This is a genomic window from Asticcacaulis sp. (genome assembly GCF_051954415.1).
GTDB lineage: Bacteria > Pseudomonadota > Alphaproteobacteria > Caulobacterales > Caulobacteraceae > Asticcacaulis.
The window spans coordinates 1-23066 of record NZ_JBQCHT010000014.1 but is presented as its reverse complement, the minus strand read 5'-3'; the positions used below and the strand labels follow the sequence as shown (position 1 = coordinate 23066).

Here is a 23066-nt window from a genome sequence, read left to right as displayed (position 1 = left end):
AACAAAGGCGCGATGACATCCCATTCTGTATCGGTCAACTCGTAGCGGCGACGCGTCATGAAAAAGGCTCCCTGTTCACCGGAAGCCTTGAATCACGATCAGTTCTAAATGGGAATCCCGTTTATGGGTTTACGCCCTAGGACTGCATCACCAGGACCGCCAAGCGCAGCTTGTAATCCCGGCCATCATGGAACCAGTCGAGCGCGCATACGGCCGCTTCCAGTTCCGGCTGGCGGTTGCCATTGAGGCGGATATCGGCATAAGGGCCGTCTTCATCGACCGAGACACCAATGGACAGCCAATGGATATCGCCTTCCAGGGGCTGGTCTTTCAGAAATGTCTCAATCGTGCCGAACAACAGGTAAGGCACCGGCGGCCGTTCGCCGGTCTCCACCTGGCGCAGGTAGCGGCCCGTCAGGATTTGCCACGGGCCATCCGCGCGCTTGATAATCTGGCGCGTGACCTGGCCGGGATTGTGCCGCCCCCAGAAGGCGCTGAGCAGCAGGGGGAGGGCGCCCTCGCGGAAGAGGGACAGGGCCTCATCCGCCGCATAGGTCTCGCTGATCCGCAGATCCTCGGTCAGGGCGAGGTCAATGGTCATGACGCGGCCGGTACTCTGAACACGAATCGCAGGGTAGAGACCATCGACCAGCCACCAGTCTCCGCGCCGCTCGGGCATCAGGTCGAAAGCCGAAAACAGAGGCGTCAGGTCGATGTGGGGCACGGGCAGGTCGCTCATGGCCAGTTACATAGGCATGTTCCCGCGCCTCTGCCAGAGGATGTGTCAAACAGGCTTCCCTTCGGCTTAAAATCGCTCTATACCATCCCCCACAACACCCGCGCCCGGCCGAAAAGGCCGGGCGTAGCCATTTCTGGAGGGGCACAGCCCCCTCAAATAAAGGATAAGCCTATGTCCGATATCCTGATGCCGAAGGCGACCGCCGTCTGGCTCGTCGACAATACCTCGCTGGCCTTCGACCAGATCGCCGAGTTCTGCGGCCTGCATCCGCTCGAAGTCAAGGGCATTGCCGATGGCGAAGTGGCGCGCGATATCCGCGGTGCCGACCCGATTGCCAACGGCCAGTTGACCCGCGAGGAACTGACCCGCGCCGAGGAAAATCCGAAGTACCGCATGAAGGCCCTGGTGTCGCGTCACGCCGAGCTGCTGAAGCCCTCCAAGAAGGCCCCGCGCTATACGCCGGTGTCGCGCCGTCAGGATCGCCCGGACGCCATCCTGTGGTTCGTCAAGAACCACCCGGAAATCACCGACGCGCAAATCTCCAAGCTGCTCGGCACCACCAAGTCGACCATCGAGCAGGTCCGTGCGCGCACCCACTGGAATTCGGCCAATATCAAGCCGGTTGACCCGGTGACACTCGGCCTCATCGGCCAGATTGAACTCGACGCCGCCGTCCGCAAGGGTGCGGAAGCCAAGCGCAAGCAGGCGGAGAAGCTCGGCATTCCGCTCGACGATCCGTCGCTGAAGCCGGCCGTGACCGTGCAGCCCGCTTTCGAAGAGGAAGAAGACAGCCCCTACGGCAAGAAGACCGACCTGTCGGTCGAGGACGTCTTTGGTGTCGGCGGCGGCAAACGCTCCGAGCCGGAAGAAGACGAAGATTACTGATCGTCTCTCAACGAACATAAAGAAAGCCCGTCGGATACTCCGGCGGGCTTTTTAAGTTTCAGGCAGGGAACACGCTTGGTCAGGAAGTTATCAGGTCTTGATATCGAGCAGGCTGCCCAGCATTTCATCGGCGGTTTTGATGACGCTGATATTGGCCTTGAAAGCGTTGCGCGAGTCGATCTGGTCGACCAGGTCGCTCAATATATCCTGGCCGTTTGTGGCATTGCGGGCCGTGCTCGCGGCGGCTTTCTCGAAGCGCTGCGTGGCGGACATGATCCCGGCTGTGGCTGTGCTGATCGCGGACATATCCACAGTATGCGCGTCAAAGTTTAAGGCGAATTTTAAAGATGCGGTTAACTGGGGTTAACCCATGAAGCCCAGATTGCTGGTGGCGAAGTGGCCGATATTGGGCAGGACTGACGTTATTTCCGAACCCGACAGTCCGAACCATTTGCCGAGGGTGGCGGCCATCTGATCCACCGATGTCGATGGCAGAAGACGCCCCTGGCCGACCTGATCGTCGGTTTCCAGCGAGATATGCGGGGCCGTGCCGTAATATTGCCCGCCACGGACCGCGCCGCCGATGACGAAGTGGTGCGAGCCCCAGCCATGATCGGAGCCATCGCCATTATAGGCCAGGGTGCGGCCGAAATCCGATGCCGTAAAGGTGGTGACCTTGTTGGCTACGCCCAGTTCGACCGTGGCATTGTAGAAAGAGGTGACCGCCGAGTTGAATTTGGCCATCAGCTTGGGATGGTCCGTCATCAGGCCGTCGTGATTATCAAAGCCGCCCATGGAGACGAAGAACACCTGGCGCCTGGTACCGAGCGCGTTACGTGCGGCGATCAGCCTGGCCACGATCTGGAACTGCTGAGCCAGATAGTTGGTCTGGTCGAAGCTCGTCGTGAGGGTGATCGGGTCAAGCGCCGCATTGACTATAGTTTCCATATTGATCGAACGCTTGGTCACGGCATTGAAGGCATTTTCCATGACATGGGTGCGCGGTTCGGTAATCAGTTCCTTCAGCAGGTTGGATGCTTCTCCCGAACCGAAGACCCAGCCCTTGGTCGGCCAGATGGCGATCGCGCCATCCGGGCTGATCTGGTATTGCAGGGTGTTGTTGCCGGAAACAAACACCGCATTGCCCGATGCCGAGATACACGTCATCAGGCTCTGGCCATTGGATGACAGGGCTAGGTCACCCATGCGCCCGCCCCAGCCAACGGTCGAGCCTTCGGAACCAAGCGATTGCCAGACCGATGACTGGTCATTATGGGAGAACAGCTTGGGTGGCAGGGGATAGGCTTTGCTGCCACTATTGTACTGCGCCAGGGTCAGGGGCACCACCAAAGGGCCGACATTGAGCTGGACGGCCGCTTTGCCCGAATTGAACAGGGAGGCCACGCCAGTCAGTTCAGGGGCGAGCGCGTACTGGATATTATTGGTCAGGGTTTGCGGCGTCAGGGTGGTCAGAGCTGTGCCGTCCAGTTCACTATGGGCCAGTGCCACGCCACCGCGTTTGCGGCCAGCCGCTCCGCCGCGGATGGCGCTGTAGAGATCGTAGTTTGGCAAGTCGTAGGGAATGACGGTGTTGCCGTAATCATTGCCGCCGTAGAAGAAGCAGCAGACAATAGCCTTGTAGTCGGTGGCATCCATGGCGGCGGCTTCGCCGACACTGGCGAGATTGAGTGCCATGGGTGCCGCGGCGCCCAGACCGGCAACGGCGGCCGCCCGCTTCATGAAGGCGCGACGGTTGAGATCGGGAATTCGGTTATTGTACATATGAATTCCTATTTCTGGATCAGGTATTCGGGGCAGGTCATCAGCAGCAGGACGCAGTTGCAGATGCGGTCCAGCTTGTTATCGTCCGTGCTTGTCGCTGTAATTGGCCGGGCATCGATCGCCGTCTTGATCCGGGCGATGGTGGCGGGGGAAACCTGGTTGGCGCTCAGGTGCAGGTTCATCCAGTCGAGCAGCCCTTGCGAATCCGTCACCTTGGCCAGCATGGCGGTATAGTCCGGCTTGACGTCGTAATAGCCGTCTCGCATCACCGAGGTGAAGAAATTGATGAAGCCCGCCACCGTCGTTTCGTTGTGGAGCTGGAATTCCGGCGCCACATCGCCGGCGGTCGCTATCGCGGTTTGCGGCGGCACATAGCCGGGACGGAAGAAATTAAATACCGAGGGTGAGCGCAGCGGGCTTTGGCCCAGGCCCCAGTCGGCGCTCGACAGGTCGTAGATGCCCCATTTGCCGGTGGTGCTGTAGATATCAAAGGTACGGGCGAACTGCGCCAGGCGGATCATAGGTTCGCGCAGCTTGCCCGCGGTGGTGTTGGTCGGCAGGGTACGGGCTTCATCATCCAGCAGGATGGCGCGCCAGACGGCTTTCAGATCGCCGCGCACGCCGGCGCCATTGTTGTTGAACTTGTCGGCGACGCGCGACACGTAACCCGGTGACGGATTGGAAGTGACCAGCCTCTGGATCATCTGTCTGGCGAAGAAGGGGCCTACGTTCGGGTGGTTGAAAAGGGTATCCAGCGCGGTTTTCAGCGCGTCCTTGCCTGGCGTATTGGCCGGAATGGTAACGCCGAGGAATTTGACCTCCAGCATGGAGTGTTCGTTCGGATCAAGCGCCATGCGGGCGCTGGCAAATTCCGTGGTCGGGATATCATAGGTTTCAAAGCCGCTCTGCCAGGTGACTTTTGAAAAATCCCAGTCGTAGCCGGTAAAGACACGCGCCAGGTTGCTGATGTCCGATTGCGTGTAGGTCTCGGTCTTGTTGCCGAGCAGGTCGGTCTTTGGCGTGCCGTCATTATTCAGCATGTACAGGCCAATGGTGAAAAGCTGCATCACCTCGCGGGCATAGTTTTCATCGGGCTCACGGCCGGTCGCCGGATCTTCCTTGAGGTTGCCCTTTGTGTTCAGGAATTTGCCGATAGCCGGGTTGAGCGTCACCTCTTCCAGCAGGGTACGGAAATTGCCGAATACATTGGCGTTGAGCATGTCCCAATAGCCGGCGATGACATAAGGCGGCCAGAAACCGTCGATCGAATTGAGCGAGGCGACCATCATTTCCGACACGGCCAGGGCGCAACGCTTGCGCAACTGGTCGTCGCCGGTCATCAGCATCCGCCAGGCCATGAAGTCGCCGGGATTGCCGTCGAAATAATTGCCATTATTATCCGGTGTGCCATGACCCTGGGCTGTCAGCCACTGGGCACCGGTCTGGCTGACTGGCGCGTTAAACTGGGCGGTCAGCCAGCCGTCGTAGCCTTTTGAGTTCAGTGTGGCGAGGTCTGCGTCCTTGAAGGCGAACTGCGCCTGCAGCAGGAAGCGGGCGGCATCGGCCGGGGCGTAGTTGTAATTAACCGGCGTGGGCGTGGTGCCGCCGCCGGTACTTCCGCCGCCGCCGCCGCCGCCACCGCCGCCTCCGCCGCCACAGGCGGCCAGGGCCACGGACAGGGCGCCGAGCAGGCCCAGGCCGGGCAGGGACGAACTTTGAACGGTATCACCCGACGGTACCGCTTCCAGCGAAACTACAGGCTCATCTCGGGTTTCTGGGTGTGCTGCCGGGCGCGTATCCTGGAAATCCACGTCTTTTACCCTCGCCAAGATGCTGTAACTGTTTCAGGTGCGAAACAAAGCTATGTTGGCCAGTTATTAACGTTTTCCTAAATGGGGGAACCGCGTTCTCCTAAAAACAGAAATGTGAACGGAAATCCGCCTGCGGGGCCTTGTCCGCAAGCGGATTCAGGTTCGCTTATGCGCGTAAGGCCGCGCCGATCTTGCCGGCCGCCACGATGATTTTGGCACTGATCGCCTCGATTTCCGGCTCGGTCAGGGTCTTGTCGGTCGGAGTCAGGGTAACCTCGACCGCCAGCGATTTCTGACCTTCGGGCACGCCAGCACCGGTATAGACATCGAACACCTGGGCGTCACCGATCAGGATCTTGTCGGCGCCTTTGATGGCACGGACGAGATCACCGGAAGCGGCTTCGGCCGGCAGCAGGAAGGCGAAATCGCGGGTCAGCGGCATCAGGTTGGAGATGGTCAGCGCGCCTTTCGACTTGCCGGATTTCGCCTTGGGCGAGGGCAGCAGGTCGAGACGGATTTCAAAGCCGACGTATTGGCCATCTAGGTTCAGAGCTTTGAGCACGGCCGGATGCAGTTCGCCGAATTCGGCAACAATCTGCTTCGGGCCGAGTTGCAGTCGGGCCGAACGACCGGGGTGCCACCAGCCATTGTTATTGCCCTGAACCAGTTGCAGCGAGGCGACCGGCGCACCCATGGCTTCCAGCAATTCCAGCAAGTCGCCCTTGAGCGCGAACAAGGCATCTTCGCCTTTCGCCTGCCAGTGGCGCGACTTGTCCGGCGCCTTGATCGCGGTGATGGTGGTCTTCTGGTCGTTCGGTTCCAGGCCCTGATAGATGGGGCCGATCTCGAATAGCTGCACGCCGGAAAAGCCGCGCGCGGCATTGCGGCCGGCTGCTTCCAGCAGGTTCGGCAGAGAAGACGGCCGCATGCAGTTCAGTTCCGAGGCTATCGGGTTGGCGAGGACGAGTGTGTCATCACCGCCGCCGAACAGCTTCGCCCAGTCCTGGCGCATGAACGACCAGGTGACGGCTTCGCTGTAGCCAAACGCGGCGAGGGCGCGGCGCGCGATGCGGGCCTTGGCCTGCTGGCCGGTCAGCACGCCGCCGGGACGCAAGCCAACTACCGGCAGCGGCGTGGCCGGGATCTTGTTGAAGCCGTAGATGCGGGCGACTTCCTCGACCAGATCAGCCTTACCATCCACGTCGCGGCGCCATGAGGGAACCGCGACGGTCCACGGGGCGCCCTTGGTGACGCCAAAGCCCAGAGCGCTCAGGATCTCGGCAATCTTGTCGGTCGGGACGTCAAGGCCGGTCAGTTGACCGACATAGGCGGGATCGAAGGTGACAGCAGCGCGGCCTTCGACCGGGGCGCCGGCTTCTACCACTTCGGAGGCTTCGCCGCCGCAGAGATCAAGGATCAGTTGCGTGGCCAGCTCTAAGCCGGGGCGGGTGAAAAGCGGGTCTACGCCGCGCGCAAAGCGATACTGCGCATCGGAGTTGAGGCTGAGTGTACGGCCGGTCTGGGCGATGCGGATCGGATCGAACCAAGCGGATTCAAGGAAGACCTCAGTGGTTCTGTCATCCACGCCCGTGCTTTCGCCGCCCATGACGCCGCCCAGGCCGATCGGGCGCTGGCCATCGGCATCGGCGATCACGCACATGTCATGGCCGATATCATAGGTCTTGCCGTCGAGCGCGATCAGTTGCTCATCGTGGCTGCCGTTATGATGGCCGAGGCGGGCCTCGATCACCGAGCCTGAAAGCTTTGCGACATCATAGACGTGCAGCGGGCGGGCGCGGTCATAGGAGAGGTAGTTGGTGATATCGACCAGGGTCGAGATCGGCTTCAGACCGATGGCCTTGAGCTTGTCCTGCAACCACTTGGGCGAGGGGCCGTTCTTGACGCCGCGGATGACGCGACCGGTGAAGTGGCGGCAGCCGTCGCCATCGACCTTTACGGTAATGAATGAGGGAAACTTACCGGCCACCGGAGCAATCATGCTCTCGGTGAAGGTGCCGAGGCCCGTGGCCGCGAGGTCGCGGGCGATGCCATGAACGCCCAGCCAGTCGGGACGGTTGGGGGTGACTTCGAAGTCGATCACCGGTTCGGCGCCGAAGACCTCGGCGGCCGGGGTGCCGACGGCCAGGCTATCGGGCAGGTCGAGGATGCCATCGGCATCGCTGTCGAGTTCCAGTTCGGCGCCCGAGCACATCATGCCGTTGGAGACGACGCCGCGCACCGGTTTTTCGACCAGGGTAACGCCGAGGCCGGGTACATAGGCGCCGATCGGGGCATAGATGGTGGTCATGCCCGCGCGGGCATTGGGGGCGCCGCAGACGATCTCCTTGCGACCGTCGACGGTATCGACCTGGAGCACCTGAAGCTTGTCGGCATTCGGGTGGCGGGCGGCTTCAATGACCTTGGCCACGGAGAAAGGCTTCAACGCCTTGGCGGGATCGTGGATGTCTTCGACTTCGAGACCGGCCATGGTCATGGCGGCGGCCACATCATCGATGGTGGCGTCGGTCTTGAGGTGGTCTTTAAGCCAGGAGAGCGAGAATTTCATGTTCTGATCTTTTGTTTCGAGGTCAAGGAGGCGCGCCTCCTTGCCTTTAAATCTTAGGAGAGGCCGGAAGCGCTGTTCGGCGCGTTGAATCCGCTAAAGCCGTAGTGCTGGAGCCAGCGCGTATCGGCGGCGAACATATCGCGCAGGTCCGGTACGCCATATTTCAGCATGGTCAGGCGATCGACGCCCATGCCCCAGGCAAAGCCCTGGTATTCGTCCGGATCGACGCCGCAGGCGCGCAGTACGTTCGGATGAACCATGCCGCAGCCGAGGATTTCCAGCCACGAGTCGCCGGTGCCGACCTTGAGTTCGCCCTTTTCCCACGAGCAGCGCACATCCATCTCCGCCGAAGGTTCGGTGAAGGGGAAGTGGTGCGGACGGAACTGGGTGGTGACACTGTCCGTTTCAAAGAAACGCGAAATGAAGGTTTCCAGCACCCATTTCAGATGGCCCATGTGGGCGGTCTTGTCGATGACCAGACCTTCGATCTGGTGGAACATCGGCGTGTGGGTCTGATCACTGTCGCAGCGGAAAACGCGGCCCGGCACGATCAGGCGGAAGGGCGGCTTGCCCGAAATCATCGAACGGATCTGCACCGGCGAGGTATGGGTGCGCAGCAGCTTGCGCGTCCCATCCGGGCCAGGGTTGAAGAAGAAGGTGTCGTGCCTTTCGCGCGCCGGATGCTTTTCCGGGAAGTTCAGCGCGGTGAAGTTATGGAAATCGTCCTCGATATCCGGGCCTTCGGCGACCTCGAAGCCCATATCGGCGAAGATGGCGATCATTTCGTCCATGACCTGAAGCGTCGGGTGGACGCCGCCCTTGGGACGTGGGGCCGAGGGCAGGGATAGGTCGATGCGCTCCTTCGCCAGACGTTGGGCCAGATGGGCGGCTTCGAGCACATCCTTTCGGGCTTCCAGCTTTTCGGAAATGGCATCGCGCACGGCATTGATGGCCGCGCCGGTGGTCTTGCGTTCTTCCGGCGGCAGAGAACCCAGGGTCTTGAGCAGGCCGGAAATGCGGCCGGTCTTGCCGAGCGCCGAGACGCGCACGGCATCAAGGGCGCTGAGGTCAGAGGCGGCGGCGATCTCGCCTTCGATTTCGGTCTGGAGGTCGGTATAGGCGGTCATGGTCTTGTCTTTGAACAAAGGATGCGTGTGTTTAGGCGAAAGAGGCGACGGACGCAATTAAAGTAAGCAAGAAACCCCACCACCATTGCGCTTCGCTTATGGTCCCCCTCCCCGACAAGCGGGGAGGTACAAGTAACGCGATTATTCTTCTCGATCCTCCCCGCTTGTCGGGGAGGGGGACCGCACGACGCCAGCTTGCTGGCTAGATGCGGTGGTGGGGTATCTTGCTTCGGGAAATAAAAAACCCCGCGACCGGTAAAGGTGCGGGGTTCTTTTGTTCAGGACCGATCTGCAATCAGGCCAGAGCCGCGCGCACCTTTTCAGCGACGGCCTTAAAGCCGTCGGCGTCGTGCATGGCGATATCGGACAGAACCTTGCGGTCCATGTCGATGCCGGCCACGTTCAGGCCGTGGATGAACTGCGAATAGGTGAAGCCTTCCAGGCGGGCAGCGGCATTGATGCGCTGGATCCACAGGGCGCGGAAGTTACGCTTGTTGACCTTGCGGTCGCGGTAAGCGTACTGGCCGGCGCGATCAACGGCGGCCTTGGCGGTGCGGATGGTATTCTTGCGACGGCCATAGAAACCCTTGGCGAGCTTCAAAACCTTCTTATGCTTGGCGTGGGAAGTGACGCCTCTTTTAACGCGAGCCATTGTTCACTGTCTCCTTAGGCGTACGGCATGTAGGACTTGATCTTCACGATGTCCGGACCGGACATCACTTCGGTACCCCGGTTTTGGCGGATGTACTTCGAATTGTGAGAGATCAGACGGTGACGCTTACCGGCGACGCCGGCCTTCACCTTGCCAGAGGCAGTGATGCGGAAGCGCTTCTTGGCGCCCGACTTGGTCTTCAGCTTGGGCATTTCATGTACGGCTGGATTAAAGCCGCCCTCTTTTTGAGTGCTCTACCGCTCCGCTGCTTGAGAGCGTAGAGAGATTAAGACCCGCCAAGGCATGCCTTTTGGCCCGTCGGGTCGGTAGGAAGGCGGAGCACTACAGGAAATGGCCTGTCAGTGCAAGCGGAGTCTTTATTTCTTCTCCGCCGAGATGACTTTCTGAATCGCCTCGGCGCAGGGCTTGGTGACCTGGAACTTGGCCGTCGCCATCTGAGCGGCGTTGAAATGGATGAAGCCGTGGCCATTGGTCGGCATCCAGCCATAGAAGCTGGAGATGCGGGCGATCAGGTCGTTCGGCGTCGGCTGCGAGATATCGGCGCCGGCGTCATAGGGTCGGAAAACCGCGCCGGTCTCCCGGTTCATCCACATCACATCCCACAGTTCGGTTTGGTAGACATGAAGCAGCAGTCGATTGAAGCCATTGGTCCGCCAGGTGACTTCGCCGGTGCAGACCTGGTAGCTGAGATTGTCGGTGGCATTGAAGAACGACCAGCCGGGCTGGAGGCTGTAGCGCGACTTGATCCGCTCCAGGCGCTGGCCCAGCCGGCGGTCCTGGTTGGGGGATTGCAGGACTAACAGCCAGCAAGGCGCCTCTTCGCCAAGCGTGGCCGTGGCGACCCGGTTGTAGCGTTCCAGAAGGCTGCGCAGTTCGTCATGATCGGCGGCCAGGCGACGGTCATCGGGCAGGAAGTGGAAACGCGTCAGGTTCCAGCCCTCGGCCTCGCGCAACAGATGCCCGACAGGCTGAGTATTGCCGTGAAACCGCCGCCAGTCCGCTTCAAAATCAGACATGCTTCGCCCCGCGCTTTTGATATTTGCCGAGTTGCAGGGCCAGCAGAGCGGCCGGCAGGGTGGTCACCGCGCCCATCCATACCGAAGCATCCGGCCCGAACAGGCTGAACACATAACCGGCGATCATCGGGCCGGTGATGCGGGCGATGGCGCCGGTCGACATATTGAGGCCCAGCATGGCGCCCTGCTTGTCCGGCGAGGTCGACAGCGAGATAATGGCGCAGATCGAGGAGAAGATGACCGCCTGGCCGAGCGCGCCCAGCATGATGATAGGGGTTATCAGCCAGCCGATATGGTTCATGCCCTGGAGCGCAAAACTCAGTCCGAAGACAAACAGACCGGCCGCCAGCACCCTGCTTTCGCCATAACGGCGCGTGAGCGGCCGCATGAAGACCATCTGCATCAGGGCCGCAGCAATGCCGAGCGGCAGGAAGATGGCGCCGATCTCCTTCGGCCCCCAGTGGAAGCGCGCCTCCGCCCACAGGCCGAAGGTCGATTCCAGACCGGCAAAAGCCATCATGTAACAGAGTGTCGAGAGGATCAGGCGCACGAGGACCGGGCTTTGCAGGGCTTCCTGCGCGGTCTTCAGAATATGCGGTTGCGCCGCCTCGACCTTGGTGCGGCGCTCGCGGCTTTCACGAATGAACATCATGACGCCCAGGCAGGCGAGGGCGGAGAGGAGCGCGGCCCCCATCAGCGGCAGGCGGAACTGGTTGCCGCCGGCGGCGGTTTCATGGCTCAGTATGCCGCCGATGAAAGGCCCAATGATGAAGCCGAGCGAAAAAGCACCGCCGATCAGGCTCATGCGGCCGGAACGCTTTTCCGGCGGTGACACGTCCGACACATAGCCCTGTATGGTCGAGATATTGCCGGAACTGAGCCCGCTGAAAAAGCGGATCAGGATGGCGATCCAGATATTGGGCGAAAAGGCCAGCAATACATAGAAAAGTACGCTTAGCGCCGTGGTGACGATCAGGATCGGCTTGCGCCCAATGCGATCGGAGAGCCGGCCGAAATAGGGTTCGGCGAAGAACTGGCCCAGGGAATAGGTGGTGAACATCAGGGTCACCTGCCAGGCTTGCGCGTTCAGGCTCTGGGCAAAGAAGGGCATCAGCGGCACAACGATGCCGAAGCCGACCAGGTTGACGAACACCACGGCGAACATGGCGGCCAGGGGGCCATTTTCATTCAGGAAGGCGCGAACCTTGCCCAGCAGGCGGCCACGGAAAAAGGTGCGTGTGTCGCGTGGATCGTCTTCTTTGGCGTCTGCCTCGGCGGGGCGCAGGTCATCCGGTTCGGACAGCAGGGATTCGTCCGTGGACGCAATGCGGGTATCGGGTTTGGCCATGACGGCGGTTATAAATGATTTGCCATCGATTGCGACAGTTTCTTTATCGCAAGTGCGTGATGGCGGGTTGGCTTGACTCAATGCCAATGTTCTTGGTATGTTCTGTTAATGGCGCAGAAGGCTGACATGACGGATCTTGATCCCCGATGGAAAGATGGCGGCGATCTGCGCTGGCTTTATCTCGACATGAATTCCTATTTCGCCAGTTGCGCCCAACAGGACGAACCGGCGATCCGAAACCGGCCGGTGATCGTGGTGCCGGTGATGTCGGATTATACCTGCGCGATTGCCGCCAGCAAGGAAGCCAAGGCATTGGGCGTCAAGACCGGCACGCAGGTGAAGGAAGCGCGGGAGCGCATCCCCGGATTGATCGTCCGCGAGGCCAGGCCCGACCGCTATGTCGAACTGCACAACAAAATTCTGGCGCAGATCGATTATGTTATCCCGGTCGAGAAGGTCTGCTCGATCGACGAGGTGGCGTGCCGGCTGATGGGGCCGCAGCAACTGGAGGCGCCGGCGCGGGCCTTGGGGCATCGCATCCAGCGGCGCATTCTGGAAAACGTCGGCGAGTGCCTGACCGCCTCCATCGGGATCGCGCCGTCGCGCCTGCTGGCCAAGACGGCGGCAGATATGAAGAAGCCACTGGGCCTGACCGTGCTGCGCCAGGATGAACTGCCGGGGGCCTTGCTTGGCCTGGAGATAAATGAGTTCGCCGGTATCGGGCGGTCGATGAAGACGCGGTTGAATGCGGCCGGTGTCGAGACCGTCCGGCAATTATGGGAGATGTCACCGTCGCGGATGCGGCAGGTGTGGCGCGGCATCATGGGGGAAAACTTCTGGTATGCGCTGCATGGCGTCGATCCGCCGGAAATCGAGACAACGCGCGCCAGCATCACGCATGGCCATGTGCTGGCGCAGGAACTGCGGCCGGTTGAACATGCGCGCGGTGTCGCCCGGCGGCTGACGGCCAAGTGCGGCTCGCGGCTGCGGCGCATGGGCTATAAATGCGGCGGCCTGCACCTTTACCTGCGTGGCGCCGGCGGCGAGCGGCTGGAGGCGGCCACCCGCTTTACCGTGACATCGGACAGTTTTCGTATGCTGGAAGCGTCAGACGATCTGTGGGCGCAATGTGCGCGCAAATTGAAGATGCCGCGCGTCAAGCAGATTGTCGTTACCTGCCTGCACCTGATCGAGGCCGGGGCGAAGCCGGATCTGTTCGGCTGGACACCGGACGGCGAGGAAGATGGCCGCCATATGAACCTGTTGTCGGCGCTGGATGCGCTCAATCAAAAGTTTGGCAAGGATGCGATAACGATTGGACCACGCACCAAAATGCATGGCTTTGTCGGTGCCAAGATCGCCTTCAACCGTATCCCCGAACAGCCGGAATTCTGGGAGTAGGTGAGGAAAGCGCCAAATGACGCAACGATCCTGACAAATTGATCCGGGGCGCATGAAGCGGAGGGACTTCGTTCCTACCCCATCGTGCATCGAGCATTCTTTGCGGCCCGCAGATAATAATGCGCCGTTTCATCGGGCTTCTGTTGAGTGCGACAAGTTTGTTCGTGTCGCCACCCCCGCCGTTTTCATTCAGAATGACCAGGTTGCGATAGGCGTCATCGGTCTTGTGTTCGGTCTTCTCGGCAGCTGGCCGGCAGCACCTCGGCTGCGCGTCCTGCGTTAACTATGATGCCTAAAACCGAAAATAGTCAAAGTACGGATGATTTTTCCTGTTGAAGTGAACAATGATCAGGGAAACTGACCGGTATCCTCAGTTCTTATGGCTTGCGCTGGGGGGCGTTTCGCGGTTGAAGAGGATCGTATACGGATCCGCCTTTTGAGTGCTTTGCCATGCCAAACCTGCCCAAAGAAACAACGCGTTTGACCAGCGCCACGCTGGGCCGCCAGAACTCCCGTCGCGCCGTCAATACGGCGGTGGAGCGCGGCTCGACCGTATTGTTCGAAAATGCGGAAGTGCTTTATAATGACGACATCAAGCCGACCTATGGCACGGATGGCCTCTCGACACAGAACGAACTCTGCCGGCTGATCGCCGAGTTGGAAGGGGCGCAGGAAGCCTTTATCCTGCCGTCGGGACTGGCGGCCCTGACCCTGCCGATGTTCGCCTTCCTTTCGGACGGCGATGAAATCCTTGTGGTCAATTCGTGCTACCGCCCGGTGCGCCGCTTCCTCGAAACCCAGATGAAGCGCTTCGGCGTCATCACGCGCTACTATGAACCGCGTTTGTCACCGGAAGAGGTGCTGGCCCTCGCCACGCCGCAAACGAAGATGATCTATGTCGAAAGCCCCGGTTCGCTGACCTTCGATATTCAGGATATCCCCGGTATTGCCAAATTGGCGAAGGCGCGCGGCATCCTGACCCTGTGCGACAATACCTATGGCGCCGGCGTCCTGTTCAAGCCGCTGGCCCATGACGTTGATCTCTCCATGCAGGCCCTGACCAAATATGTCGGCGGGCACTCCGATGTGCTGATCGGTTCGGTGTCGGTCAATGACCCGAAGCTGGCCAAGGGGCTGCACGACACTATCAAGGCGTGGGGCTTCTTCACTTCGGCTGATGAAAGCTATCTAGCTTCGCGCGGTATCCGCTCCCTGCACCTGCGCCTGAAGCAATCGGGCGATAGCGCTTTGAAGGTCGCCAAATGGCTGGACGACCGCCCGGAAGTGCTGAAGGTGGTCCATCCCGCACTGGAAAGCCATCCGGGCCACGAGATTTTCAACCGCGATTTCTCGGGCGCCAACGGCCTCTTCATGGCGTTGTTCAAGGGCAATGGTGAGAAGGACTCGCAGGCGTTCCTCAATAAGCTCAAGCTGTTCGGCCTCGGCTTTAGCTGGGGCGGTTATGAGAGCCTGGCCACCAATTCCGAACCGCAAATCCGTGGCCGTGCGCGCCTGAGCAATGAGCCAGATCCCTATCTGCAAGGCTCGGCGGTGCGGTTTTATGTTGGGCTGGAAGATCCGGACGATCTGATAGCGGATATCGAACAGGCTTTGAGCGTTTTCAGTTAATCTTCCTCCTCCCTTGCGAAGGTTCCCGCTTCGCAAGGGAGGAGAAGGTCTTAAAGCCCGTACAGCTTCGCCTTGGCGGCAAAGGCTTCGCTGGCGGCGTGGAACTCGCTCTTGAGGTGACTGACCAGATCCGCGACCGGCAGGACTTCGTGAATCGAGCCGACGCCCTGGCCGGCGGACCAGATGGTTTTCCAGGCTTTCGCTTCGGTGTTCAGTTCATGCGCCATATCGATCTTGTGGTGCGGGTCTTTAGCGGCTGCCGGATCGAGGCCGTTGGCGATCAAGGAGGGCGTCAGGAAGTTGGCATTGATGCCGGAAATCGCGTCGGTATAGGTGATGTCTTTTGCCGTCGTCTCGATCAGCATCTCCTTGTAGGCTTCAGCCGCGCGGGCTTCCTCGGTGGCGATAAAGCGCGTGCCCATATATGCCAGATCAGCCCCGGCCATCAGGGCAGCGGCGACATCCCTCCCGGTCGACATGGCGCCCGAGAGCAAGATGGTGCCTTTGAAGAACTGGCGAATTTCATTGATCAGGGCAAAGGGATGCTGGTTGCCGGCATGACCGCCGGCGCCGGCCGAGACCAGGATCAGTCCATCGACGCCGGCGTCCGCCGCTTTTTTGGCATGGCGGGCATTGATGACATCGTGAAACACCACGCCGCCATAGGCATGGACACCATCGACAATATCCTTGACCGCACCAAGCGATGTGATGACCAGCGGCACCTTGTGCTCAGCGGTGATAGCCAGGTCGGCCATCAGGCGGGTATTGGTATTGTGGACGATCAGGTTGACGCCGTACTGGGCATCATCCGGGCCAAGCGCCGCCTTGATCTGTGTCAGCCATTCGGCATAGCCTTCCGAGGTACGCTGGTTAAGCGCGGGGAAGGTGCCGATCATGCCTGACTTGCAGGTGGCGATGACCAATTCCGGCCCTGAAACGAGGAACATCGGCGCGGCTACCGCCGGAAAGCGCAGGTTCTTGGCAAGCAAGGCGGGGACGGCCATCATGTTTCCTCATTTTTGTAGCTCAAATGCCGCATGGCTCCTCGCAACAGCTCGGGCGGGCGGTCGCCCTTGCCAAAATGCCAGACATTTTGGAGGCAACTCACCATAAATTGACGTTCGCGTAAAGTTATTTTCTCCTCCCCTGCGGAGCGGGGGAGGTGGCAGCGCGAAGCCCGCAGGGCTGGTGTCGCTGACGGAGGGGCGTTGGGCTTGCCAAAATGCCGGCAATGTCTATATCCAGCGCATGAGCCATTACACCGATAACCTGACCCAACTGGGCGGCGATGCCCGTCCTGTCGATGATCCCGCCAAGGCCGTACTGGAGCGCGTACCCAATCCGCATCCGGATGTGAACTATGTGGCGCGCTTTACGGCGCCGGAATTCACCTCTCTGTGCCCGGTGACCGGACAGCCGGACTTTGCCCATCTGGTCATCGACTATGTGCCGGGCGACTGGCTGGTCGAGTCGAAGTCACTCAAGCTGTTCCTGACCAGCTTCCGCAATCATGGCGCCTTTCATGAAGATTGCACCATCTATATCGCCAAGCGTTTGAAAGACCTGCTTGATCCGCGCTGGCTGCGCATCGGCGGCTTCTGGTATCCGCGCGGCGGTATCCCGATCGATGTCTTCTGGCAAACGGGCGAAGCGCCGAAGGGCGTCTATGTGCCGGAGTTTGGCGTACCGACCTATCGTGGCCGGGGGTAAAAGACGGTGAGGGGGCTTTGGGGAAATTTCTGGTCAAGAAGTTTAATAACTCTACTCTACGCAATATTGCTCTGTGTGGGCATAACGATAGCTTATCAAACGGCGATCACGTTAACGGATGTGTTTAGGCTGCCTCTATCCGTTGCCGTTATTTCCCAATTTTCTAGTGAGGCATTCGCAGGTCTTTTACCGATTTGGGGATTTGCCGAATGGCGTGCGAAACGAATTAAAACTGCTCCCTCAATGAGAGTTCATTTTACATTTATTCCTATATTTATAATTGCTTATAGGTTGGCGGAAACCGGTTTGGCGAGATACTGGCTGGCTCATTTTTATGCACAAAAGCTGCCAGATTATTTATCTTTACTAGCTTGGTTTATAGCCAGCCTAATAGCTGCTGTTGTCGTTGTTACATTTTTTAAGAACCGGCCAAATTCAGCGACGAAGCTACACGACCACTTTTGATCAGCCCTCCCACCAGCTAACCCGACTATCATAATCCGGGCGTTCACGTTCTAACGGCGCTTCGGGGGGCGTGCCGAGGAAAATCCAGCCGGCGACATTTTCGCCCTCGGTCAGGCCGAGCAGCGCCTTTGCTTCGTCATCATATGAATACCAGTCGGTGATCCAGTTGGCGCCGTAACCCAGAGCACCGGCGGCGATCAGCAGGGTCTGGCAGACCGCAGCGGCGGAAAGCTGTTGTTCCCACAATGGCTTCTTATACGGAAAGACCGGGCTGGAAATTACCAGCAGGGCTTCAGGCGGGATGGAGAGCTTTTGCAGCGCGCCCGCGGCCTGGCGGTCGTCGCGGCTTTCGGCCAGGGTTTTCAGCTTTTCGACCAACCTGGCCTTGCTATTGGTTGTAAAACGCACAATTCGCCAAGGCCCCAACTTACCGTGATCAGGCACGCGAAAGCCGATCCGGATCAGCAGGTCCATTTCCTCTTCGCTGGGGGCCGGCAGTCCGAGCGTCGGGGCCGGCGCGCTGCGACGATGGAACAGGGCATCCAGCACCTCAACGGACTTCTTTTGCGGTACGGGCTGGCCGAATTCGATGGGGACGCGATCAAAATCAGGTAAGGTCATGCTATGGCTTTCAAAAGCGAATCTGCCCTGACCATATAGGTGTCCCGTGCCGGATAAAACAGTCAAACGACCGCCCTGGGACAGCGAAGCGCGCGCCGCTGCCCGCCCGCATTGGCGAAGCGTGACTTCAGAAACCATATTTCAGAACCCGTGGATACGCGTCGAAAGCCACGATGTTATCGCGCCGACGGGCAATACGGCGCATTATGGCCTGGTGAAGTTCGCCAACCGTGCCATTGCCGTCCTGCCGCTGCATGATGACGGCACGGTGTCTCTGGTCGGGCAGGCGCGGTTTGCCGTCAACGCCTATAGCTGGGAACTGCCCGAAGGCGGCGGGCCGCATGACGAAGACCCGCGCCAGGCCGCTATCCGCGAGTTACGCGAGGAAACCGGCCTGGTGGCGGCGGACCTGCGTGAAATCCTGTCCTTCGACATGTCCAATTCAGTGACCAATGAGGTGGCCGTCTGCTTTCTGGCCACCGGCCTCAGCCAAAGCGACACCGCGCCGGACGAAACCGAAGCCTTCGAGTATGCCCGTGTGCCGTTTAAAGCCCTGCTCGAAGCCGTGATAAAAGGCCAGGTTCGTGATGGCTTAACCGTTGTCAGTGTATTGCGGGTACACCATATGGCGGTGAGCGGTGATTTGCCGCCGCATCTGCGAAATGCTATACTTGCCTGACTATTCAAGGAGGTGCTTTTCATGGCACAGGTTTTCGAGGTCATAACCCCTGACGACAAGCCGATCTGGCTGTGCCTGCGTCAGGAGGCCGGCGATGCCGTCGCCGAGGAGCCCGGCCTGGCCTCGATGCTGCACTCCACCATCCTGTCGCACGACGACCTGGCCAGCGCCCTCAGCTATCAGATCGCCCGCAAGCTGGGCGATGATACCCTGCGCGGCATGACCCTGCGCGAACTGGTATCCAAGGCATACGACGCTGATCCGTCCCTGGTCGAATTTGCCCAGGCTGATTTGCAGGCCGTTTATGAGCGCGACCCGGCCGCCAAGGGCTATCTGCAAACCTTCATGTTCTTCAAGGGCTTCCTCAGCCTGCAAATCCACCGCGTAGCGCATCGCCTGTGGAAGGATGGCCGCCAGACCATGGCGCACTTCCTCCAGAGCCGCGTATCGGAACTGTTCCAGATCGATATCAATCCGGCGGCGCGCATTGGCAAGGGCGTCTTCCTTGATCACGGCACAGGCATTGTCATCGGTGAAACGGCTGTGGTGGGCGACGACTGCTCGATCCTGCAAGGCGTGACCCTGGGCGGCACGGGTGCCGAACGCGGCGATCGTCACCCCAAGATCGGCAAGGGCGTGCTGCTGGGCGCCGGCGCCAATGTGCTCGGCAATATCGTCATCGGCGACTATGCCAAGATCGCTTCCGGCTCGGTGGTGCTCAAGCCCGTGCCGGCCCACTGTACGGCGGCGGGCGTGCCGGCGAAACTGGTCAATTGCAAGACCTGCGAAGACCCGGCCCGCCAGATGGACCACACCATGCCGGATATCGACCTCGATTATTCGATTTAAGTGTGAAAAAACGGCCAGGACTCAAATAGTGGGGACAACAGGCCGTTTGCGTTTGCGCCGCTTTGCCGCAGCCTTTAAAGCTCGCCACACATAAATTTTATCCTCTTGCCCGGCGAATTGTGCTTAAGTTTGCGCACTATCGGGCGCGAGGATGGCGCCAACCGCATTCTAATTTCTGAGGCCAATCATGACCCCCGCCGAAATCGCCAAGGTTCAGGACTATCTTTTCAAGACCTTCAAGACCAAGGGGCTTGAAATCAAGCCGCGCAAGCAGAAGGATTCCGCCGAGGTGTTCATCGATGATGAATTTGTCGGCGTGGTCTATGTCGACGAGGACGAGGCCGGTTCCTATCTGTTCGAGATGGCCATCCTCAAGGAAGACCTCTAGGCTTCTAACCAGCCCATTTAAAAAGCCCGGCGGATCATTCGCCGGGCTTTTTCGTCCTTACATGTCCGCGTAGGGATCATCATTCTTGCGGCGGCGGCGCTTAACCACCGGCTCGACGTCCGGCGGCGTCGGATTGGCGCTGCGTTCATATTCGGCGCGCGCCTTGCGCACCTTCGATTCGGCGCGGCGTACCTTGTGCAGCTTGAACTCTTCGGCCAGCGAACTGACGATCTGCGAGAACATCGGCAGGTATTGCGGGAACCGCGTGGCCATGAAACCGGCGACGATCGCGGCCACGGTCGCCAGGACCGGCGAGGTGGCCGACAGGCTGTCGATGAGGTTGGAAATGCTGCCGACGGTCGATTTCGAGAAGGCTTCGTCGATCAGCGACTGGCGGCGCTTTTCCCGGTTATGCGGCAGGGCCTTGATGCCGAGATAAATAACAATCGGCAGCAGGAAAAGACCGCCCAGGGCCAGCGGTCCCCACAGATCGCCCAGCAGCCTCACCGCCAGCGTAAAGAGGCCGATACTGATCCAGATCAGGCCGATAATCGCCGTGGCGAGCAACAGCACAAGCCCGATCAGGGCTGATTTTACATTTTCGATCTGATTGGAAAAGTTGAACATCAGGTTTCCGTTTAGAGCTGCAACACTTATGCTTTGGGCCGAATTAATGGCACAACCATATAAAGGCACAATATGAATAAAGCACCCTTTGTTGTGCCTTAAAGGCCATGCTAGAGACAATTCCTGTTCAAAAACAAGGGTAGGGACATGCTCTTTCTGCAGGCGGTATGGCATTCCGCCAAGGTGATATGCGCCGGGCTTTACTGGCTGTTGTCCCTGGCATTCCTGTGGGGCGGAGTGATGCAGCTTGGTAGGGGCGGCGCTGTTGGCCAGATCAGCATCGGCTTTGTGGTCTGCCTGTTTTGCCTGCGTTTCGTTCTGGTGAAACGCTTTGTCTCGGCAGGCGTTTTTAATGTCGCGGCGACGACCGCCTTTTTTGTCCTGATCGTTGTGCTGGACGCGAAAGGGTTGACCGGCGCGGCTTAGGCCGTTTCCTGCAGCGCCGCGCGGATGGTTTCGACCATCTGGTCGATGTGCGCCTTCTCCAGTATCAGGGGCGGGGACAGGGCGATAATATCGCCGGTGACGCGGATCAGCAGGCCCTTGTCGAAGCAGCGGTCGAAGACTTCCAGAGCGCGGGCGGTCGGGGCGCCGGGACGTGATTCCAGCTCAATCCCGCCAATCAGACCGAGATTACGGATATCGATGACGTGCGGCGCGTCGCGCAGGCTATGTACGGCGTCCTGCCAGTAGGGCGCCATGTCGTTGGCGCGTTTGAACAGGTCTTCCCCGGCATAGACATCAAGCGTGGCGATGCCGGCGGCGCAGGCCAGCGGGTGGCCGGAATAGGTATAGCCGTGGAACAGTTCGATCGGCGCGTCAGCGGTCTGCATGAAGGTATCGTAGATTCGGTTGGAAACGGCGACGGCGCCCATGGGCACGGCGGCATTGGTGATGCCCTTGGCCATGGTCAGGATATCGGGCGTCACGCCGAAATAATCGGCGCCGAAGGCCGCGCCCAGGCGGCCAAAGCCGGTGATCACCTCATCGAAGATCAGCAGGATATCGTGCTTATCGCACAAGGCGCGCAGGCGCTGGAGGTAGCCCTTTGGCGGCACCAGAACGCCGGTGGAGCCGGCCACGGGCTCGACGATGACGGCGGCGATGGTCGAGGCGTCATGCAGGGCGACCAGGCGTTCCAGATTATCGGCCAGGTCGGCGCCGTGTTCCGGAATGCCCCTGGTGAAAAGATTGCCGGTGACGCCATGCGTATGCGGCAGGTGATCGACACCAGTCAACAGCGAGCCGAAATACATGCGGTTGCGCACAATGCCGCCCACCGAAATGCCGCCAAAGCCGACCCCGTGATAGGCGCGTTCGCGGCCGATCAGGCGGGTTTTCGAGGCATGGCCGCGGGTGCGCTGGTAGGCGAGGGCGATTTTCAGCGCCGTATCGGCCGATTCCGAGCCCGAATTGGTGTAGAAGACCCTCTTCAGGTCGCCGGGCAGGATGCCGGCCAGCTTCTCGGCGAATTCAAAGGCGAGCGGATGCGCCATATTGAAGGTGGGGGCGAAATCCATCACCGCCGCCTGTTTCTGGATCGCCTCGGTGATTTTCGCCCGGCCGTGCCCGGCATTGACGCACCACAGGCCGGAGGTGGCGTCAAGAATCTGGCGCCCGTCCACGTCGGTGTAGTGCATGTCCTTCGCACTGGCCAGCAGTTTGGGTTTAGCCTTGAACGCGCGGTTGGGCGTAAAGGGCATCCAGAAGTTTTCAAGCGTGGACGGCGTGTTCATGTCAGGTTCACACAGATATCGATAGCGAGTACGGCAGTTTCATTACGAATCCGGAATGAACTGTGTTAGGTTGGGTTTAGGGATCGCCGAAGTGTGATCACAAAATTGGGCTTCATGCAATGGGGCCGCAAAGAGGTTTTGGTAAAATGGTCGTTGTCAGTCTGGAAAGCGTGTCCGGTGGCAGCCTGAACGAGGCGAAGATTCACGATCAGGTCTATGAGGCCCTGTCCGAAGCCCTGATCCAGGGCAAGATTCCGCCGCTCAAGCCGGTCAGCTTACGCACCCTTGCCCAAAACCTCGGCGTGTCGCCCATGCCGGTGCGTGAGGCGGTGCGGCGGCTGATCGCCGAAAAGGCGCTGGAGTTGCAGCCTTCCAACAAGCGCCTGCGTGTGCCGGATCTCACCGAAAAGCGCCTTATGCAGTTGATGACGGCCCGTCAGTGGGTCGAGCCAGAACTGGCGCGGCTGGCCACGCCGCGCGTGACGAAGGATGTTATCAAGCGCCTGCGTGAGGATGACGCGGCGGTGATGACGGCGCTCGGCAAGGGGGATGTGGCGGCCTATATGCAGGCCAATCAGGATTTCCACTTCTCGATCTATCGCCTGGCCGACGCCGATCTGTTCTATGATATGGCGCGGACCCTGTGGCTCCAGGTCGGGCCCTTCATGCGCGTGGTTTTCGGTCGCATGGGCACGGTTCATCTGCCGAAGGATCACCACCAGGACATGATCCGTGCCCTCGAAACCGGCGATGCCGAGACGGTCAAGACCTCGATGGCGGCAGATATTCATGAAGGCATGGAACTGATGCTGGACGCGATCAAGGCCCATGTGGCGCCGGAACCGAAGCGGCGGCGACGGGGATAGATGATTATTTAAAGTAAGAATCCCCACCACCACGCCCTTCGGGCGCGGTCCCCCACCCCGCCAACCGGGGGGGGTGCTGAGCGTTGGACTGCAGGGCCGTGGGCCAACCCGCGTGGCGGGGGGGGGGGCCGCGCGATCCGCGAAG

Annotated in this window: 23 protein-coding genes; 9 read left to right on the top strand and 14 right to left on the bottom strand. The window is 60.1% G+C overall.

The window, feature by feature from the left end; all coding sequences use genetic code 11:
• Positions 1–136: 136 nt before the first annotated feature.
• Positions 137–739, bottom strand: a complete 603-nt coding sequence (locus tag ACTHND_RS05075) for a DUF6348 family protein (protein ID WP_440176392.1) — start codon at positions 737–739, stop codon at positions 137–139.
• A gap of 171 nt (positions 740–910) precedes the next feature.
• Here ACTHND_RS05075 and ACTHND_RS05070 point away from each other — a divergent pair, with 171 nt between their 5' ends.
• Positions 911–1624, top strand: coding sequence for a DUF1013 domain-containing protein (locus tag ACTHND_RS05070; RefSeq protein ID WP_440176390.1), 714 nt, complete (start codon positions 911–913; stop codon positions 1622–1624).
• Positions 1625–1714: 90 nt separating this feature from the next.
• Here the strand turns inward: ACTHND_RS05070 and ACTHND_RS05065 are convergent, their stop codons facing one another.
• The 9 genes from ACTHND_RS05065 to ACTHND_RS05025 form a co-directional block, all read right to left on the bottom strand.
• Entirely contained in the window at positions 1715–1930 is a 216-nt protein-coding gene (locus ACTHND_RS05065) for a flagellar basal body rod C-terminal domain-containing protein (RefSeq protein WP_440176388.1), read from the bottom strand.
• Positions 1931–1987: 57 nt separating this feature from the next.
• Positions 1988–3406, bottom strand: a complete 1419-nt coding sequence (locus ACTHND_RS05060; RefSeq protein ID WP_440176386.1) for a DUF1501 domain-containing protein — start codon at positions 3404–3406, stop codon at positions 1988–1990.
• A gap of 8 nt (positions 3407–3414) precedes the next feature.
• Positions 3415–5217, bottom strand: coding sequence for a DUF1800 domain-containing protein (locus tag ACTHND_RS05055; protein WP_440176384.1), 1803 nt, complete (start codon positions 5215–5217; stop codon positions 3415–3417).
• A 166-nt stretch (positions 5218–5383) separates the two neighbouring features.
• Positions 5384–7783 (bottom strand): phenylalanine--tRNA ligase subunit beta, encoded by a 2400-nt coding sequence (gene pheT / locus ACTHND_RS05050; protein WP_440176382.1) that lies wholly within the window; start codon positions 7781–7783, stop codon positions 5384–5386.
• Positions 7784–7836: 53 nt separating this feature from the next.
• Positions 7837–8910 carry a phenylalanine--tRNA ligase subunit alpha gene (pheS, locus tag ACTHND_RS05045; protein ID WP_440176380.1) on the bottom strand — a complete coding sequence of 358 codons (1074 nt, stop codon included), beginning with the start codon at positions 8908–8910 and terminating at the stop codon, positions 7837–7839.
• Positions 8911–9205: 295 nt separating this feature from the next.
• Entirely contained in the window at positions 9206–9562 is a 357-nt protein-coding gene (gene rplT / locus ACTHND_RS05040) for a 50S ribosomal protein L20 (RefSeq protein ID WP_440176378.1), read from the bottom strand.
• Between the two features lie 14 nt (positions 9563–9576).
• The gene (rpmI, locus tag ACTHND_RS05035) at positions 9577–9774 is read right to left on the bottom strand and encodes a 50S ribosomal protein L35 (RefSeq protein WP_414995855.1); all 198 of its coding nucleotides are present in this window, start codon (positions 9772–9774) and stop codon (positions 9577–9579) included.
• 165 nt (positions 9775–9939) lie between these two features.
• Positions 9940–10599: a DUF3885 domain-containing protein gene (locus ACTHND_RS05030; protein WP_440176375.1), complete on the bottom strand. Its 660-nt coding sequence runs from the start codon at positions 10597–10599 to the stop codon at positions 9940–9942.
• On the bottom strand, positions 10592–11947 hold the full coding sequence (locus ACTHND_RS05025) for an MFS transporter (protein ID WP_440176373.1): 1356 nt from the start codon (positions 11945–11947) through the stop codon (positions 10592–10594). Before ACTHND_RS05025 ends, ACTHND_RS05030 begins: the two co-directional genes overlap by 8 nt.
• 126 nt (positions 11948–12073) lie before the next feature.
• Here ACTHND_RS05025 and ACTHND_RS05020 point away from each other — a divergent pair, with 126 nt between their 5' ends.
• A complete protein-coding gene (locus ACTHND_RS05020) occupies positions 12074–13348 on the top strand; it encodes a Y-family DNA polymerase (protein ID WP_440176371.1) in 1275 nt (424 codons plus the stop codon).
• A 450-nt stretch (positions 13349–13798) separates the two neighbouring features.
• Positions 13799–14977, top strand: a complete 1179-nt coding sequence (gene metC / locus ACTHND_RS05015; protein WP_440176369.1) for a cystathionine beta-lyase — start codon at positions 13799–13801, stop codon at positions 14975–14977.
• A 50-nt stretch (positions 14978–15027) separates the two neighbouring features.
• Here the strand turns inward: metC and ACTHND_RS05010 are convergent, their stop codons facing one another.
• Positions 15028–15984 (bottom strand): NAD(P)H-dependent flavin oxidoreductase, encoded by a 957-nt coding sequence (locus ACTHND_RS05010; protein WP_440176395.1) that lies wholly within the window; start codon positions 15982–15984, stop codon positions 15028–15030.
• Positions 15985–16228: 244 nt separating this feature from the next.
• Here ACTHND_RS05010 and queF point away from each other — a divergent pair, with 244 nt between their 5' ends.
• A complete protein-coding gene (gene queF / locus ACTHND_RS05005) occupies positions 16229–16690 on the top strand; it encodes a preQ(1) synthase (protein ID WP_440176393.1) in 462 nt (153 codons plus the stop codon).
• Between the two features lie 465 nt (positions 16691–17155).
• Here queF and ACTHND_RS05000 read toward each other — a convergent pair whose 3' ends face one another.
• On the bottom strand, positions 17156–17776 hold the full coding sequence (locus ACTHND_RS05000; RefSeq protein ID WP_440176367.1) for a nitroreductase family protein: 621 nt from the start codon (positions 17774–17776) through the stop codon (positions 17156–17158).
• A gap of 46 nt (positions 17777–17822) precedes the next feature.
• On the opposite strand from ACTHND_RS05000, the gene ACTHND_RS04995 reads away from it, so the two are divergent.
• From ACTHND_RS04995 to ACTHND_RS04985, 3 genes are all read left to right on the top strand, one after another.
• Positions 17823–18455, top strand: coding sequence for an NUDIX domain-containing protein (locus ACTHND_RS04995; RefSeq protein WP_440176365.1), 633 nt, complete (start codon positions 17823–17825; stop codon positions 18453–18455).
• A gap of 21 nt (positions 18456–18476) precedes the next feature.
• The gene (cysE, locus tag ACTHND_RS04990) at positions 18477–19304 is read left to right on the top strand and encodes a serine O-acetyltransferase (RefSeq protein ID WP_440176363.1); all 828 of its coding nucleotides are present in this window, start codon (positions 18477–18479) and stop codon (positions 19302–19304) included.
• 187 nt (positions 19305–19491) lie between these two features.
• Positions 19492–19692, top strand: coding sequence for a DUF3126 family protein (locus tag ACTHND_RS04985; RefSeq protein ID WP_090648486.1), 201 nt, complete (start codon positions 19492–19494; stop codon positions 19690–19692).
• A gap of 57 nt (positions 19693–19749) precedes the next feature.
• On the opposite strand, the gene ACTHND_RS04980 is transcribed toward ACTHND_RS04985, so the two are convergent.
• The gene (locus tag ACTHND_RS04980) at positions 19750–20319 is read right to left on the bottom strand and encodes a hypothetical protein (RefSeq protein WP_440176360.1); all 570 of its coding nucleotides are present in this window, start codon (positions 20317–20319) and stop codon (positions 19750–19752) included.
• A 147-nt stretch (positions 20320–20466) separates the two neighbouring features.
• Here ACTHND_RS04980 and ACTHND_RS04975 point away from each other — a divergent pair, with 147 nt between their 5' ends.
• Positions 20467–20745, top strand: coding sequence for a hypothetical protein (locus tag ACTHND_RS04975; protein ID WP_440176358.1), 279 nt, complete (start codon positions 20467–20469; stop codon positions 20743–20745).
• On the opposite strand, the gene ACTHND_RS04970 is transcribed toward ACTHND_RS04975, so the two are convergent.
• Positions 20742–22055 carry an aspartate aminotransferase family protein gene (locus tag ACTHND_RS04970; RefSeq protein WP_440176356.1) on the bottom strand — a complete coding sequence of 438 codons (1314 nt, stop codon included), beginning with the start codon at positions 22053–22055 and terminating at the stop codon, positions 20742–20744. The genes ACTHND_RS04975 and ACTHND_RS04970 overlap by 4 nt on opposite strands.
• A gap of 146 nt (positions 22056–22201) precedes the next feature.
• On the opposite strand from ACTHND_RS04970, the gene ACTHND_RS04965 reads away from it, so the two are divergent.
• The gene (locus tag ACTHND_RS04965; protein WP_440176354.1) at positions 22202–22921 is read left to right on the top strand and encodes a GntR family transcriptional regulator; all 720 of its coding nucleotides are present in this window, start codon (positions 22202–22204) and stop codon (positions 22919–22921) included.
• Positions 22922–23066: the final 145 nt, after the last annotated feature.